The sequence below is a fragment of the Hazenella coriacea genome, assembly GCF_004341825.1.
Lineage (GTDB): Bacteria > Bacillota > Bacilli > Thermoactinomycetales > Thermoactinomycetaceae > Hazenella > Hazenella coriacea.
Genome location: NZ_SMAG01000002.1, coordinates 196,089 through 212,027 on the forward strand (window position 1 = coordinate 196,089; position 15,939 = coordinate 212,027).

Below are 15,939 nucleotides of genomic sequence, written 5' to 3' on the forward strand. Positions count from 1 at the left end.
CTTCCTTGCTTGTAATGTAGTATTCGCTACTTTCAAGAGAGCTATCCCATTTCCTTTTTAGTGAACGAATCTTTTAGTGTGTCATAGATTCGATACAAAATCGTTATGTTGTGAATCGAGATCGGGGTAAAAATTAGCTATAAGGACAGGTGCATTGTAAAATAGGAAGAGAGCAGATGCGATGCCCTGAGGAAGTTGACACTTCGTGGGAAAAGACTTTGTTGTGAATCTTTTGGAAACTGAATGAAAAGAAGGAGTTAAAGAGTATGCATGTATGTGTAATTTCACACATGTATCCCAATCCAGTCAATCCGATGTCGGGGATTTTTGTGAATAGCGAAGTCAAAGCGTTGGCGGAAGCAGGGTGTCGGCTTAAAGTGTTTTCGCCTATTCCTTATTTTCCGTTATATCCCAAATGGAGAGGTTATCGTCAGATGGCCCTTCAAGCAATTCGAGATGGGATTTCTGTTCAGTATGTACCGACTTGGATGTTTCCCAAAGGACTCTTTTTCTCTACATATGGAAAGTTGTACATGCAAAGTCTTGCTCAACGGATTGAGGTTTCCCATCAACAAGATCCTTTTGATGTGATTCATTGTCATACCGTTTTCCCTGATGGCTGGGTGGGAGGAAAGTTGGCTGAGAAATTGGAGATTCCAGTCGTAAGTACAGTTCATGGCTCCGATCTACTGCTCTATCCCCTACGTAGTCAATTCATTTTTCAACAAACTAAAATAGCATTACTAAAAAATGATTTAATCCTTACAGTCAGCCATCGCCTAGAGCGAGAAGCTAAGAAAATAGCTCCACAGGTTTCAGTTCAGACCCTCTACAATGGATTTGATCCTTCACTCTTTTTTCCGCAATCACAAAATGAAGTGCGAAGAAAATTAGGCTTATCCACGAACTCAAAAGGAATCCTTTTTGTAGGTAATTTGCTACCTGTTAAAGGGATTGATTTGCTTTTAAAATCATTTCAAATTGTTCATCAGAAAGATTCGGATGTGCAACTCCATTTAGTTGGGGATGGTCCCCTTCGAAAAACATTGGAGAATCTATGCCAGCAGTTAGGGATCAAGGAAAGGGTATTTTTTCATGGTCGAAAGCCATACTCAGAAATTCCTTTATGGATTAACAGTGCAGATGTAGTCGTTCTTTCTAGCTATAGTGAAGGATTACCTTCTATTTTGTTAGAGTCAATGGGATGTGGTAAAGTAATGGTTGCTACGGATGTTGGAGGCATTGGTGAAATCTTGATCCATAAGAGGACAGGCTTACTTGTTCCCTCTGGTGATCATCAATCACTTGCCGATTCTTTAAAGCAAGTATTGTTTAATCACAAGGAATCTCAACAAATGGCTCATCAAGCGTGGATCGAATCCAAAGAGTTGACTTGGCAAAATCATGCAGAGTCTTTAAGAAGATATTATCAACAACTCCAAAAAAGTTCATGATTTTTTTTGTCAGGTATACCCAAAACATTTCAGTTATGTTACAGTTAGAGATAGATTTGTAATATTGCTGTAATATAACTTAACTAATGATTTTCTGATGACATCGTTATGTGCAAAGATGAACAGACTGTCACGCTCATCGTGACTACACAAGAAATTTTCTAAAAGCGATTGTAGTGAGATGATACAACTACCTTGGTATTGTATACTTAAATGTGATTTTTGAATTTTTCATGGATAAAGAGATTGAGTAGATCAATCATCGGAAAAGCTCCCTTTTAAATAGGGAGTTGATGAGTAGACTAACAATCAATTGAATAAAGAAAAGAGGGAGATCTCTGTGATACGCTATGGGATTGTTGGCTGCGGTCACATTGCCAAAAAACATGTAGCTGCGATTGGAGCTATAGAAGGTGCAAAATTGGTTGCTGTCTGTGATACCAATGAAGGGCGTCTAGCAGAATTTGCAACAGGTGATGTACAAGGGTTTACAGACCTTGCAGACATGTTGAAGACCGATGTGGATGTTGTTTGTGTTTGTACACCGAGTGGGTTACATCCACAACTTACGATTCAAGTGGCTGAGGCTAAAAAGCATGTAGTCGTGGAAAAGCCCATGGCTCTTACTTTGGAAGATGCAGATCGGATGATTGATGCTTGTGAGAAAAATGGTGTCAAAATGGCAGTCGTGCATCCTAACCGTTTTCGTCCAGCAGTCATAGAGCTACGTCGACAGTTAGAAAAAGAAGCTTTTGGGAAATTAGGTCATGCTAATGCAACTGTTCGTTGGAATCGTAACCAAGCTTATTATGATCAAGCTCCATGGAGAGGTACAAAAGCGATGGATGGCGGAGTCCTAATGAATCAAGCGATCCACAATATGGATCTCTTATTGTGGATGATGGGAGACGTTGAAGAAGTCTCTTCTTATCATGCCACTCGAATTCGCAACATTGAAGCGGAAGATACATCTGTCTCTGTGATGAAGTTTAAAAGTGGTGCCCTAGGTGTTTTGGAGGCAGCAGTTACGATTTATCCTAAAAACCTTGAGGAATCTCTCTCTTTGTTTGGTGAAAAGGGCACAGCGATCATCGGTGGACCTACAGCAAATCGGATTAAAGAATGGCAGTTTGAAGAGTTGAGTAAGGAAGAGGCTCAACAGACGATTCAGCGAGTGGATGAAGATCCTCTTGGAACTCCTGGCCATCAATGTATTATCCAAGATATGACAGATGCTATTATGGAAGATCGAACACCAATCGTTTCAGGGATTGAAGGCAGAAAGGCTCTATCTCTTGTCATTGCTTGTCAAAAGGCTGCTGAAACAGGTCAACCCGTAAAAATGTCTAAGCTAGAACGTAAATGATAAGTGCAATGTTGAGGGTAATTATCAAGCAATCATATAAAGGAGCAAAAAAACAATGAAAAAAATTCCTTTGCTAGACTTACAAGCACAACTACAAACCATTCATGGAGAGATTCGTGAGGCTGTAGATCACGTTTTAGACAGTGGGATTTACATAATGGGACCTGAAGTAAAGGCATTTGAAGAAGAAGTGGCTAAGTATGTGGGAGTCAAACATGCCATTGGGGTTGCGAATGGTACAGATGCCCTTTTACTTGCTCTTGATGCGGCTGGGATTGGACCTGGAGATGAAGTGATTACCACTACTTTCACATTTTTTGCTACCGCAGAAACGGTATCTCAATTAGGAGCTACCCCTGTTTTTGTAGATATTGATCCTAAGACTTACAATATTGATGTAGAACAAGTCAAACAAAAAATCAACGAAAAGACAAAAGCGATTATTCCTGTACACATCTTTGGACAGCCTGCCAATATGGACGAATTAATGGCTCTTGCTAAAGAACATGGATTGTTTGTGCTTGAAGATGCTGCACAAGCGATGGGTTCAGAATACAAAGGGAAAAAAATTGGCTCTCTCGGGCATGCCGCTACTTATTCCTTTTTCCCAACCAAAAACTTAGGTGGTTATGGGGACGGCGGGATGGTTGTTACCAATGATGACGAATTAGCACGGAAAATTCGTATTTTGCGTGTCCATGGCAGTAATCCAAAATACTATCATAGTATGATTGGCTATAATAGTCGTCTAGATGCTTTACAAGCGGCTATGCTTCGAGTTAAGCTCCGCTACTTGGATCAATGGAACCATGGACGTCGTCAAAAAGCGGCTCTCTATAACGAGTTATTAAAAGATACTCCTGTGGTTACACCTTATGCTGAAGAAGATCTTAAACATATCTACCATTTGTATATTATTCAAGCAGATGACCGTGAAGAGTTGATGGAATACCTCAAAGAGCATGGAATTTCTACAGGTGTTTATTATCCTGTACCACTTCATCAACAAAACGTTTATCAGCCTCTAGGTTATAAAGAGGGAAGTCTTCCAACTAGTGAATATATGGCGAAAAGAACTTTTGCATTACCATTGTATGCGGAGTTAGAAGATGAAACGATTCATTTCATCGTCGATACCATTAAAAGCTATTATGCTAATAAATAAAAAGGGGTGAATCAAGTGACGTCAAAATCTCTTCTACGAAAAATTGAGGATAAAACTGCAGTGATTGGTGTGGTGGGCTTAGGTTATGTAGGCTTACCATTAGCTGTAGAAAAGGCTAAAGCTGGTTATCAAGTGGTGGGTTTTGATATTTTACCTCATCGTGTAGACATGGTAAATCAAGGGATTAACTACATCGGTGATGTGGTAGATGAAGAGTTGAAAGAGATTGTAACGGAGGGCCAATTAAAGGCTACTTCGGATTACTCTTTAATTTCAGAAGTGGATGCTGTAGCGATTTGCGTACCTACACCTTTAGATAAATATCAACAACCTGACACTTCGTATGTGGAATCATCAGGAAAAGAAATCGCAAAATACTTGCATTCAGATATGTTGATTGTGTTAGAAAGCACTACATATCCTGGAACGACGGAAGAAATTCTCCAACCTATTTTTGAGGCAACGGAACTAAAAGTAGGAGAAGATTTTTACCTTGCTTATTCACCTGAACGTGTAGATCCAGGTAATAAAGTGTTTAATACCAAGAATACCCCTAAAGTGGTCGGTGGCGTAACTCCAGAGTGTACAAAAGTAGCTGCTGCTTTGTATCGTGCTGTTTTAGAAGGGGAGGTACATGAAGTATCTAGTCCCAAGGTAGCCGAAATGGAAAAAATCCTAGAAAATACATTCCGCAATATTAATATCGGTTTGGCTAATGAAATGGCTATCCTTTGTAATAAAATGGGAATCGATGTATGGGAAGTGATTGATGCAGCCAAAACCAAACCATATGGTTTCATGGCATTTTACCCAGGACCTGGTTTAGGAGGGCACTGTATCCCCATTGACCCATTCTACCTCACTTGGAAAGCCCGTGAGTTTAACTATCATACCCGCTTGATTGAAGTAGCTGGAGAAATTAACAATGAAATGCCTTCATTTGTCGTGGATCGTCTGATGAAGATTTTAAATCGCTATGGGAAAGCTTTAAGCAGTTCAAAAGTAGTTCTTCTTGGAGTTGCCTATAAAAAAGATATTGATGATATGCGTGAATCCCCCGTGTTACAGATCGTGGAGTTATTAGAAAAATACAAGTCAGACTTTGTGGCTGTTGACCCACATGTCTCTTCTTTCCGTGTTGGTCAAAAAGAATACGAAACCGTACCTTTTTCAGAAGAACTAATCGCTGATGCAGATGCGGTATTAATCACCACAGATCACTCTGCATTCGACTATCAGTTAATCGCTGATCAAGCAAAAGTCATCTTTGATACACGTAATGCAATGAAAGGTATTCAAAACATCCAGGCAGACTACGAAAAATTATAAGGCGGTATTTTGATGAAAAATTTTATTCATGATTCAGCTGTGTTGGGTAATAATGTGAATATCGGTTATTTTTCTGTTATTGAAGAGGGCGTAGTATTGGGCGACGATGTAACCATTGGCAATAATGTCACAATCCATGCGGGAACGGTGATCGGTTCAGGGGTTTACATCTCTGATAATTGTGTAGTGGGACGTTGGCCACGACCTGCCAAAGCATCTACAGTAAAGGTAGATTCAGACTTACCTGCTTTGGTCATCGGTGAGGGAACCACGCTGGGTGCTAACACCGTTTTATACCGGGGGAGCACATTGGGTAAAGAAGTGATGGTCGGAGATCAAGCTTCTGTACGTGAAAAGTGTACAATTGGTGACCGTGTAGTCATCGGACGTGGTGTTGCTGTGGAAAATCAAGTAGAGATCGGCTCCTTTACAAAGATCCAAACCAATGCGTATATTACTGCTTACACCACCTTGGAAGAGTGTGTATTTATTGCACCAACAGTGACAACAACCAATGATAACTTTATGGGGAGAACCAAAGAACGATTTAAATATGTACGGGGACCCCTTGTGAAAAAAGGCGCTCGTGTGGGAGGAGGCTCCATTCTCTTACCTGGTATTACAGTCGCAGAAGAGAGTTTTATCGCCGCAGGTGCGTTGGTTAATAAAGATACTGAACCAGCAAAACTATATGTAGGTGTTCCAGCTCGTACCTTACGTGATGTACCAGATCGTGAGAAGCTAGAAAACCAAGAGTAACACCTACAATGGTGGTGTCTTGATGAAGTCATATATGAAACGTTTATTTACAGATTCTGCCGCATTTGCAGTTTCTACTTTTGGGAACAAGCTAGCAGCATTACTGCTTGTTCCCGTTTATACACGGTATTTGACAGGGATCGGAGAACTCGCTGATTGGGGATTAACCAATACAGTGACTCTGATCCTCTCTTACATATGTATACTAGGAACGGATGCCGCCATGGCATTTTATTTTTATGATGCAAAAAATGAAGTGGAGAGAAGAACTTATTTCTCTCATGCTATTATTTTTAGTATAGGCATGTGTCTGTTATTTACCCTGATCGTATGGTTTACAGGAGAACCACTTGCTGAATTCGTTTATCAAGATGGAAAAGATTACAATCTTCTTTTACCGATTGCTTTTATGGCTACACTAGGAGCTATTATCATTCAGCATATTTTGGCGTATGCTCGTTATCAACGAAAAGTGTGGTTATTTAATTTTTTTAGTATGGCTTATGTGATTGGTTCATCCCTACTTAGTATTTATTTTCTGGTGTATCAAAAGCAAGGCGTAGTAGGGATTTTTATCGGTCAGTTGATTGGGCAATTAAGTATCGCTTTGATGCTGATTTGGTTGTTTCGCAAAGAGTTTATATTTCGTCCCTCGTTTTCACACCTTAGACAACTCATCCAGTATGGATTACCTCTTTTACCTACACTCATTTCATTTTGGGTGATGACATCAGTTAGCCGACCGATTCTTTATCATCTAGATTCTCCACACTATGCAGATATTTATGAAGCATGTATTCGGATTGCTAGCTTTATTGTTCTACTTACTTCCCCTTTTCAATTGGCTTGGCGCCCTTTCTCTATGTCAATCAAAGAAAAAGCAGATGCTCCCCAAATTTATGGGTTTGTGGGGAGAATATTTTTTGTGGTGGGTACATGGTTCATTCTTGTTCTTACCTTTTTCATTGATCCTTTGTATCAGTGGATTATTGGTAGACCTGATATCCAAGAAGGTTATCTGTATGTATGGGCTTTGTCGTTGGGTACATTATTAAATGTATTGCATCACGTATTTGGTGTGGGGCTCCTGATTGAGAAAAAAACAAAACTTATTTCATACGGATTTACCATAGCAGCTGTCATTTTCTTGCTCGGAAACTTACTCTTGGTTCCTCTCTTTCACATTTGGGGCTCTGTGATAATGACAATTGCTTCCTATCTATTTGTTATTATTTGGGTGTATATACAAAACCAAAAGGTTTATCCGATTGATTTTCGCTTCGGTTCGATTCTGACTTATCTACTCGTTTATGTAACAGTCATGGGGATTATTAGTTGGGCTCAAGCAACTCAATTTGAATTTTTATGGTTGGTCTACCTTCTAGGCTTAGTAATAACTATCATGACTGCTTTAGGGACTCGCTTGATTCATTTTCAAACCGTGTATCAGATGGGGGAGCGTTGGTTCAAACTAAAAAAGTAGTGAAAGGAAGGTGAATCAGATATTGCCACCCCGGAGAGAAAATGTTTTTATTATCCTTTTTCAGATCTCCCTTATCTTTGCTCTTTTGGGTCCTTCGTTTGGAATTGTTATCTCAGAGGACTTTCGCATCACTTTTTTTCGAATAGCATTAGCAATATTGACGATGGGTTTCTCGTTGCACTTATTATTGCAAAAACAGTGGGATGGGTCTTATCTAAAACCAGTTTATGGCTATTTAACCTTTTTTCTATGTTGGCTTTTATATGGAATTGGATCATTAACATGGTCGATCAGTCTTTTTCACGGTGTTCGCTATTTGTTTTTATTAGGAACGATGCTTCTTTTTACAAGTTTTTTTCCGCTTCTCATTCATCGCGAACGGGTGTTATGGAGAACTTTCAAAGTGTTGCTCTGGACTTTTTTTGTGGTTGTTTTATGGGGAGGGATTGAATCCATCACTTTGATTCACCTTCCTTCATCACGTGCTTTTGGAACGGATGCTGCCACGGTAACATCTGTATTTACCAACCAAAATGATTTAGCCACCTGTATTACCTTGGCTTTACCTTTTCTCATTACTTCACTGTGGATGGTTCAGATGAATCGTTTGACTAAGGGATTCGTCTATATGGTTGTGGTGATGGCTTTATACGTCTTAATAGCGACAGGGTCTAGGAGTAATACATTATTTGCCCTCCCACTCTCTCTCGCTGTTTTGATTGCTTGCCTACCGTTTGCGGTTCCGAAGGATCAGCTAACTCTAAAAAACATCTCTAAAGGGATGATCGCAGCGATTGTGGCAGGGTTAATCGTTTCGACGATGAGTGCTTTATTTTTAACTGAAGAAGCAAGGCAAACGGCTAAAACTAAATTGGGTAGCACGTTTAATCTATTTTCAGATATCCAAAAAGGAACCTGGGATGTGGAAGAAGGAGAAGAAGGAATTATAAGAGGGGAGACAGGTGAGAGTGGAACCGTAAGAAAGTATCTGATTTTGAATGGATTACAGTTTCTCCAGCAAAGCCATTATCTGGGAGTGGGACCGGGGAATATTGAACCTTTGATGAAGGATGCACCCAAGGTAAATAAGGTAAATATGCATAATTGGTGGATCGAGATATTGGTTAATTTTGGTGTTATCATTTTCTTTTTCTATATGGCTTTATATGTATTATTATTATGGAAATGTTGGAAAATAATGAGGTTGAGGGAACTTCAGCCAAGGAATCCTCGCATTCGCTGGAGTGCCTACTCGGTATTAGCTTCCATGATCGGCTATTTCTTTGGAGCTATTGCCCCGAGTACCGCGATTCATTTTACCCCCATGTGGGTGGTGTATGGATTAGGTTTGTCAGTCCTACTCTTAGGAAAAATAGATGAGATTTAATTACTCTATATGAACATATGTAGTCATATAAAGATCCAAGTCCCATTGAGTCGTTGTTTCTCTGCCTTACCCACTAGCATGTTTGCAAAAGTCGTTCGCCAAAGAAACATCTCTCTTCCAAAGTTTATTAGATCGAGTAAATTTATTTCGATCCATTCAAGTTATTTAGTTCAAGTGGAGTAATCACACTATGGTATAAGGATGAATCTGTCTGGCATGAGATCGTAAAATGAACCCACACATGGAGGAAAACAAGTTGCAACCTAGCGTGATGATATTTAGTTCTGTACATCCCTATGACGATTCCCGTATTTTTCATAAACAAGCGGTGTCATTAGCTAAAGCTGGATACAGGGTTGAACTTCATGCTGTGGCTCCTTTTGAGTATCAAAAGCTAGATGGTGTTGAAGTGAAAGGTGTACAAAAAGCTTCAAATCGTCGAAGTCGTTTAAGGTTAGGCTGGGTATTATTTCAGAGGGCGTTGAAAAGTAATGCTGATCTCTTCCACTTCCACGATCCTGAACTTCTCCCTTGGGGGGTTTTACTGGCTTGGCGTACTGGTCGTCCAGTCATTTATGATTCTCATGAAGATCTACCCAAACAAATTTTAACGAAGCCATGGATTCCACAAAAATGGAGAAAACCATTTTCGCGACTGGTTAATCAAATTGAAAAGAGAAGTGCCCAATATTGTTCTGCTGTTATCGCTGCTACAGAATCGATTTATCAACAGTTTGCAGAAGCTAAGCGACGAGAGATTATTAAAAATTACCCTTTATGGATGCCGATGAGTCACTCAAAAGAGGATGGGGTCAACAGAATTTTATATATCGGTGGGATTTCATACCTTCGTGGATATAAAGAAATGATTCAAATGATGGATTACATCCCCAAAGGCTTGGAAGCAGAGCTTCATTTAATCGGACCTCTCCAGCATATTAGTGATATAGATTTGGACCAGAATGAATTGGAAAAGAAACGGGTTTATTTACATGGTCGAATTCCGTTTGCAGAGGTAAAGGATTGGTTGATGAAGGGGAAAGTAGGGCTTGTTTGTTTGCATCCCATTGAAAACTATCGAGAATCTTTACCCATCAAGATGTTTGAGTATATGGCAGCTGGAATGCCATTTATTGCGACTGATTTTCCTTTGTGGCGTCAAATTGTAGAAAGAAGTAAAGCTGGCTTTGTCGTTGATTCATTAAATCCAGAGGAAATGGCGGAATATGTGACTTTGTTACTTTCAGACTCTTCTTTGCGGAAGGAGATGGGGAGTCAAGGTCGGTGGGCTCATGAACAAATCTATAATTGGTCGATGGAGGAAAAGAAGTTGCTTTCGTTGTATCGGCTATTGTTGAGTGAACATGAATGTTCTTTCCATTAGCGAGTCGACTTGAGTTTTTTTCCTCGTTCTGGTAACTTGATTGGCTAGACGCCACTCGTGAAAAAAAGCTCTTCGTCTTCTTTGACTGTTTGGAAGATAGTAGGGAAAAGTGACTTTGTTGAAAGCTCTTACTTGGTAGAGCCTATTGATTGAAGATGGGGGTGCTTGTCTACTAGCCAGTCTTTGGAAAAGAGGAGGCATCTGGTTTTAAAACCTCCTCTTTGGTCATAGTAATTTTCACTCTAATTCTAAGTGTTCGGCTAGTCTTTGGTGAACTCGTTGTATCTCTGATTGACTTACCTGAAAATAATAAACTCCATTGATTCGTCTGTCTGCTCCATGAAGGGTTATGGTTTGTATATCTTGGCTTTTCATACTGGGATAGGATTGCTGTAAACGAATGAATTGAAATGGTGGAATATCAGTTTTCAGATTGGTCCCTAGCTGTTCCGTGATTTCATCGAATCGCTGAAGTGAGCTAAATTGACTTCCTTTGTCTATAATTCCACGAATCACTTGTTGTTGTCGGTCAATTCTTCCGAAGTCCCCTCGTGGATCAACCTTTCTCATTCGAGCGAAAGCGAGTGATTCACGACCATTTAATGTCATCTTTCCTTGATGATATTTGATTCCGTTAAAGGTGAAATCAAAAGGAACTTGGACTTCAATTCCTCCTAAAGCGTCCACAATCCCCTCTAATCCCTGCATATTTACTTTGACATATCCATCGATGGGGATATCTAAAAAATTTTCCACTGTTTTTCGTGCCAATTCTACTCCGCCATATGCATAGCTATGGTTAATTTTATCTTTGTGTGTTCGACCAGGAATGGTTACAAGGGTATCTCTCGGGATGTTGGTAAGTAGCATTGTTTTTTGATGTGGGTTGAGGGTTAAGATCATCATTGTATCGGATCGACCTATATCGCCTGGTCGCTCATCAACACCTAGTAAAAGGATGGAAAAAGGATCCTCTTGGATTTGTACGATTTTGGATCGTTTCTCAGACTTTGTCTGTGTTGGAGGTTCATACATTTGATTGGCTGTTGTCCAGATATTGTAGGCGACATACCCTAAAAATAAAAGAACAATGATTATGACTACCTTCATTAAAAGCATCAATAGGCTCTTCATTAAGAAACCTCTCTCTCATGAGAAGTGATAACATTTGCCTGTCCTTCTATTGTATTTTTGACGATCCTTATTAGACTTATCCATAGATAAATGTTTACTATCGTTCGTTGATTTGGGAAATCATAAAAATACACCAATCTGGCAAAAAAGTTCCTTTAGTCGCCTTGGCTTCCGTGTGTGACAGTTGATAAGATGATGAGGAGTTCTTACATACTAACAGAGAAAGAGGGGCTCAGATCCATGAAAATATTAGTGACAGGTGGGGCTGGCTTTGTTGGCTCGCATATTGTGGATCAATGTCAATCCCGTGGAGATCAGGTGGCTATTATTGATAATATCTCCACAGGAAAAAAAAGTAATATTCATCCCGATACTGAACTATATACGATCGATTTAACGAATCCTGAACTTTTGGAGCTTATGACTCAAATCAAACCGGATGTAGTGATTCACCAAGCAGCACAGACTCGTGTTCAAACATCTGTAGAAGATCCTATTTTTGATGCGACAACTAATGTCTTGGGAACCATTCAGTTATTAGAGGCATGTCGGCTTGCCGATGTGAAAAAAGTGGTGTATGCTTCTTCGGCAGCTGTTTATGGGAACCCAGAATATCTTCCAATTGATGAGTTACATTCTGTCCGTCCTTTATCTGGTTATGGAGTTTCAAAGTATACGCCTGAGCAATATTTACACGTTTATCACGAGTTATATGGGCTTCGTTATACAATACTACGCTATGCGAATGTATATGGAATCCGACAAGACCCCCGAGGAGAAGGTGGAGTTCTTTCTATTTTTACCGACAGAGTGTTAAGAAACCAGTCTGTAATGATTTATGGAGATGGGGAACAGACTAGAGATTATATTTATGTAGAAGATGTTGCGAAAGCAAATGTAGCGGCGATTGATCAAGGAAATGGAGAAGTTCTTAATATTGGGACAGGCATCCAAACTTCACTCAATGAAGTGATTCAATTATTTGAGGAGGTGTCGGGGAAAAATATCCAGGTTGACTACGGTCTCGAACGAGCTGGTGATATCAAGCATAGCTACTTTACAAATGATAAAGCCATTCAAGTGTTGAACTGGAAACCGTCCATCCCCTTAGCTAAAGGCCTTAAGCGAACTTACGAATATTATCAGGATGAATATCGTAAAATGGACTCATAGGAGAGTAAAATAAAAGAAATCACTCAGTTGTTGAGGTAAAATTAAAAAATCAACCCAAATGTACTATTGTCATTTCCAGCAATCTAAAGTATACTTGGTAACAGTTACACTTTGAAATATTTCTGTAATGTTACTGTTATTTTTGTAATCTTAACCACTCGGTTTTCAATATACCAGATTAAACAACAGCAGGGGTGATATCGGATGCGTTCAAAGATGGCTTATGGAAGCGATTCACAAGCAATTGGAGGTTTTAGTGGTTCTACATCATGGGTCTATCCTATTCTTAAACGAGGATTTGAAGTGCTTTTTTCCATCACCTTACTGATCTTTACGATGCCAGTATTGATCTTGACGGCAATTGCCATTAAATTAGAATCACCAGGTCCTATTTTTTACAAACAGGAACGGGTAGGGCAAAAAGGAAAACTATTCTCTATTATCAAGCTTCGCTCTATGCGAACAGATGCAGAGAAGAATGGTCCTCAATGGGCAGCACAAAATGACCCACGAGTCACTCGAGTAGGTAAATTTATTCGTAAAACCCGGATTGATGAAATTCCACAGATCATTAATGTACTAAGTGGTGATATGAGCTTAATTGGTCCGCGTCCGGAACGCCCGATGTTCACAGAGCAATTCGATAAAGAAATCCCTGGATTTAAGAAAAGACTTCTAGTGAAGCCAGGCTTAACAGGTTGGGCACAAGTGAATGGTGGCTATGAAGCGACCCCTGCTGAAAAATTTGAATTGGACATGTACTATATTCAAAAACAATCCATTGCCTTAGATTTGCGAATTCTAATCCGGACGGTTTGGGTAGTTTTATCTGGAAGTGGAGCTCGCTGATCAGAAACGGGTGCCAAATTTCGGCTCACCCGTTTCTTCTATGTGTATAGGTGTCCAGATGGGTTCTTCCTCTATAGAATGGCTTTTAAACAGAGGAAGAACAGAAGCCACAACGGTACGCTTAAACAAGTAGCATTTAATACGCCAATCCAAAATGACTTTCCAACGACCGTGTAGTCCATATCGGACACCTCCATCAATCAATATTTGTATTGTTATTATACGTCAATGACTGAAAACATAGTGGGAAATAGCTGTTTTGTTAAGCAAATGTAATGTCGAGGTAACATTTGACAGCAAAGCCTAGAAATTTGTTACAGTGATGTTTTTTGTTACATATATTGGGAATTTATTATTTGTTGACCACATTTTATATCTGTGATAACTTTATAATTGTTAGATTAAAACCGAATACATTTTGATATTCTCTTATCCAGAGAGGTTGAGGGACAGGCCCGATGATACCTCGGCAACCATCTGTATTTATACAGAAAGGTGCCAATTCCTGCAGAAGTTTTTCATTCTGGCAGATGAGAGAAAGTGACGCATGTTTTTTGTGAACATAAATCCCTTTCTGCTTTTATCTGCAGACAAGGGATTTTTTATTTTAAAGGTGGTGAGACATAGGCATGATCCAAATCACAAATGTAACCAAAAGCTATTTCCAGAAGAAAGATGAACAGCCTGTACAAGCTTTAGATGGAGTTTCACTTCAGATTGATCGTAGTGACATCTTTGGCATGATCGGTCATAGTGGTGCAGGTAAAAGTACTTTATTGCGTTTATTAAACGGACTCGAATATCCTTCTTCGGGGTCTGTGAAGGTAGCTGACCGAGAATTGTCTCAGTGCAGTGCGAAAGAACTACGACTTGCTCGGCAAAAAATCGGTGTGATTTTTCAGCATTTTAATCTTTTATGGTCGAGAACAGTCAGAGAAAATATTGCTTTCCCACTTGAGATTGCTGGTAAATCCAAGGATGAAATTCGCAACAAGGTAGACAAATTATTAGATCGAGTAGGGTTAAAAGATCGTGCAGATGCTTATCCTTCTCAACTAAGCGGAGGTCAAAAACAAAGAGTGGGTATTGCACGAGCTTTAGCGAATGAACCTGATGTTCTCTTATGTGATGAAGCGACTTCCGCTTTGGACCCAGAGACAACAGCATCTATATTACGGTTGTTAAAAGAAATTCATCAGGATACAGGAATTACTCTTGTTTTAATCACCCATGAAATGAGTGTGGTTCGTGCGATTTGCAACAAAATGGCAGTGATGGAGAATGGGAAAATTGTTGAGCATGGAGAGGTTGAGCAGATTTTTCAAAATCCTAAGCATCCAGTGACACAACAGTTTATTAAAGATTTATCGATTACAGAAGCTCATGAAGAGGCTGAAACAAATAGAGATGTAATCTTTGTAAATCTGTCCCAATTGGCAAGATTGAAACAAATAGCTACTGAATATCCTGTTTCTTTTCACATTGAAAGTGGATCGATTACGTCTCAGTTGGAGTTGAATCAAGTTGGGATTCGAATTGAATCGACACAGGAAGTTGAAGTGATGATTCGAGAAGAGCTTTTACAGGGGGTGAAACGAAAATGTTGAATGAAGTGGACTGGTCCATGGTTTGGGAAGCATTTCTTCAAACTTTATATATGGTAAGTCTCTCTACCTTATTTACCGCTTTGATTGGGATCCCTCTAGGTGTTTTATTGGTAGCGACAGACCGAGGTCATATCATGGAAAAAACATGGGTAAATCGTGTTCTAAGTTTTGTAGTCAATCTTTTTAGAGCTGTTCCTTTTATTGTCCTTGTCCTTTTTCTTTTCCCTCTTTCGAAGTTGATTGTCGGAACTACGATTGGACCCACTGCGGCAACGATCCCATTGATTGCAGGGGCAGCTCCCTTTTATGCACGAATGGTGGAGACTGCCATCCGAGAAATTGATCGAGGTGTGATTGAGGCTTCAGAGGCGATGGGAGCTTCCAAGGCAACCATCATTCTAAAGGTATTATTACCTGAATCGATGCCAGCGATGATTTCTGGTTTAACTGTGACATGCGTTTCATTAATTAGCTTTTCTGCAATGGCGGGAATTGTTGGTGGTGGAGGGCTTGGTGATGTCGCATATCGGTTTGGATTTCAGTCTTTTAACGATCAAATGTTGTTTGTCTGTGGAATCATTTTAGTTATCTTCGTGCAAGTAGTTCAAGTGAGTGGAGATTATTTTGCCAGACGTTTGGATAAACGATGAGGTTGTTGCTTTTTAAGCGTTCATCACTCGAGCTCCTTATTTCGTTGAAATTTTAGATGGAAAAAAATCGATGATATGGGATTAGTAGTCTGGAGGATAGTGGCATCGATAAGGCAATAATCACGCATGTCATGGAGTCTTGGAGATCGATTTCGGTGAAAAGCCGACTTCTGATTGATGATAAATCGACTTCACTCAT

General features: G+C 39.7%; 13 protein-coding genes and 1 riboswitch. Of the genes, 12 read left to right on the forward strand and 1 reads right to left on the reverse strand.

The genetic code is table 11. The features are described from left to right. Positions 1–266 precede the first annotated feature (266 nt). From EDD58_RS04285 to EDD58_RS04320, 8 genes are all read left to right on the forward strand, one after another. Positions 267–1,454: a glycosyltransferase family 4 protein gene (locus EDD58_RS04285; RefSeq protein WP_131923613.1), complete on the forward strand. Its 1,188-nt coding sequence runs from the start codon at positions 267–269 to the stop codon at positions 1,452–1,454. A gap of 340 nt (positions 1,455–1,794) precedes the next feature. Continuing rightward, positions 1,795–2,820, forward strand: a complete 1,026-nt coding sequence (locus EDD58_RS04290; RefSeq protein WP_131923614.1) for a Gfo/Idh/MocA family protein — start codon at positions 1,795–1,797, stop codon at positions 2,818–2,820. A gap of 55 nt (positions 2,821–2,875) precedes the next feature. Continuing rightward, a complete protein-coding gene (locus EDD58_RS04295) occupies positions 2,876–3,985 on the forward strand; it encodes a DegT/DnrJ/EryC1/StrS family aminotransferase (protein ID WP_131923615.1) in 1,110 nt (369 codons plus the stop codon). A gap of 15 nt (positions 3,986–4,000) precedes the next feature. Next, positions 4,001–5,314, forward strand: a complete 1,314-nt coding sequence (locus tag EDD58_RS04300; RefSeq protein ID WP_207903248.1) for a nucleotide sugar dehydrogenase — start codon at positions 4,001–4,003, stop codon at positions 5,312–5,314. Positions 5,315–5,326: 12 nt separating this feature from the next. Beyond that, entirely contained in the window at positions 5,327–6,073 is a 747-nt protein-coding gene (locus EDD58_RS04305) for an acyltransferase (protein WP_131923617.1), read from the forward strand. A 22-nt stretch (positions 6,074–6,095) separates the two neighbouring features. Further along, positions 6,096–7,556 carry a lipopolysaccharide biosynthesis protein gene (locus EDD58_RS04310; RefSeq protein WP_131923618.1) on the forward strand — a complete coding sequence of 487 codons (1,461 nt, stop codon included), beginning with the start codon at positions 6,096–6,098 and terminating at the stop codon, positions 7,554–7,556. Between the two features lie 187 nt (positions 7,557–7,743). Beyond that, positions 7,744–8,943 (forward strand): O-antigen ligase family protein, encoded by a 1,200-nt coding sequence (locus tag EDD58_RS04315; RefSeq protein WP_165875790.1) that lies wholly within the window; start codon positions 7,744–7,746, stop codon positions 8,941–8,943. 256 nt (positions 8,944–9,199) lie between these two features. Beyond that, positions 9,200–10,327 (forward strand): glycosyltransferase family 4 protein, encoded by a 1,128-nt coding sequence (locus EDD58_RS04320; protein WP_165875791.1) that lies wholly within the window; start codon positions 9,200–9,202, stop codon positions 10,325–10,327. Between the two features lie 237 nt (positions 10,328–10,564). Here EDD58_RS04320 and EDD58_RS04325 read toward each other — a convergent pair whose 3' ends face one another. Continuing rightward, on the reverse strand, positions 10,565–11,437 hold the full coding sequence (locus EDD58_RS04325; protein WP_165875792.1) for an LCP family glycopolymer transferase: 873 nt from the start codon (positions 11,435–11,437) through the stop codon (positions 10,565–10,567). 264 nt (positions 11,438–11,701) lie between these two features. On the opposite strand from EDD58_RS04325, the gene EDD58_RS04330 reads away from it, so the two are divergent. The 4 genes from EDD58_RS04330 to EDD58_RS04345 all read left to right on the forward strand — a co-directional run bounded on the left by EDD58_RS04330 (position 11,702) and on the right by EDD58_RS04345 (position 15,740). Continuing rightward, positions 11,702–12,634 carry an NAD-dependent epimerase/dehydratase family protein gene (locus EDD58_RS04330; RefSeq protein ID WP_131923622.1) on the forward strand — a complete coding sequence of 311 codons (933 nt, stop codon included), beginning with the start codon at positions 11,702–11,704 and terminating at the stop codon, positions 12,632–12,634. A gap of 204 nt (positions 12,635–12,838) precedes the next feature. Next, positions 12,839–13,483: a sugar transferase gene (locus EDD58_RS04335; RefSeq protein WP_131923623.1), complete on the forward strand. Its 645-nt coding sequence runs from the start codon at positions 12,839–12,841 to the stop codon at positions 13,481–13,483. A gap of 426 nt (positions 13,484–13,909) precedes the next feature. Then, a riboswitch (SAM riboswitch) is annotated at positions 13,910–14,020 on the forward strand. Positions 14,021–14,112: 92 nt separating this feature from the next. Further along, entirely contained in the window at positions 14,113–15,090 is a 978-nt protein-coding gene (locus EDD58_RS04340; RefSeq protein WP_131923624.1) for a methionine ABC transporter ATP-binding protein, read from the forward strand. After that, a complete protein-coding gene (locus EDD58_RS04345) occupies positions 15,084–15,740 on the forward strand; it encodes a methionine ABC transporter permease (protein WP_207903249.1) in 657 nt (218 codons plus the stop codon). The genes EDD58_RS04340 and EDD58_RS04345 overlap by 7 nt, the downstream gene beginning before the upstream one ends. The last annotated feature ends 199 nt before the right edge of the window (positions 15,741–15,939 follow it).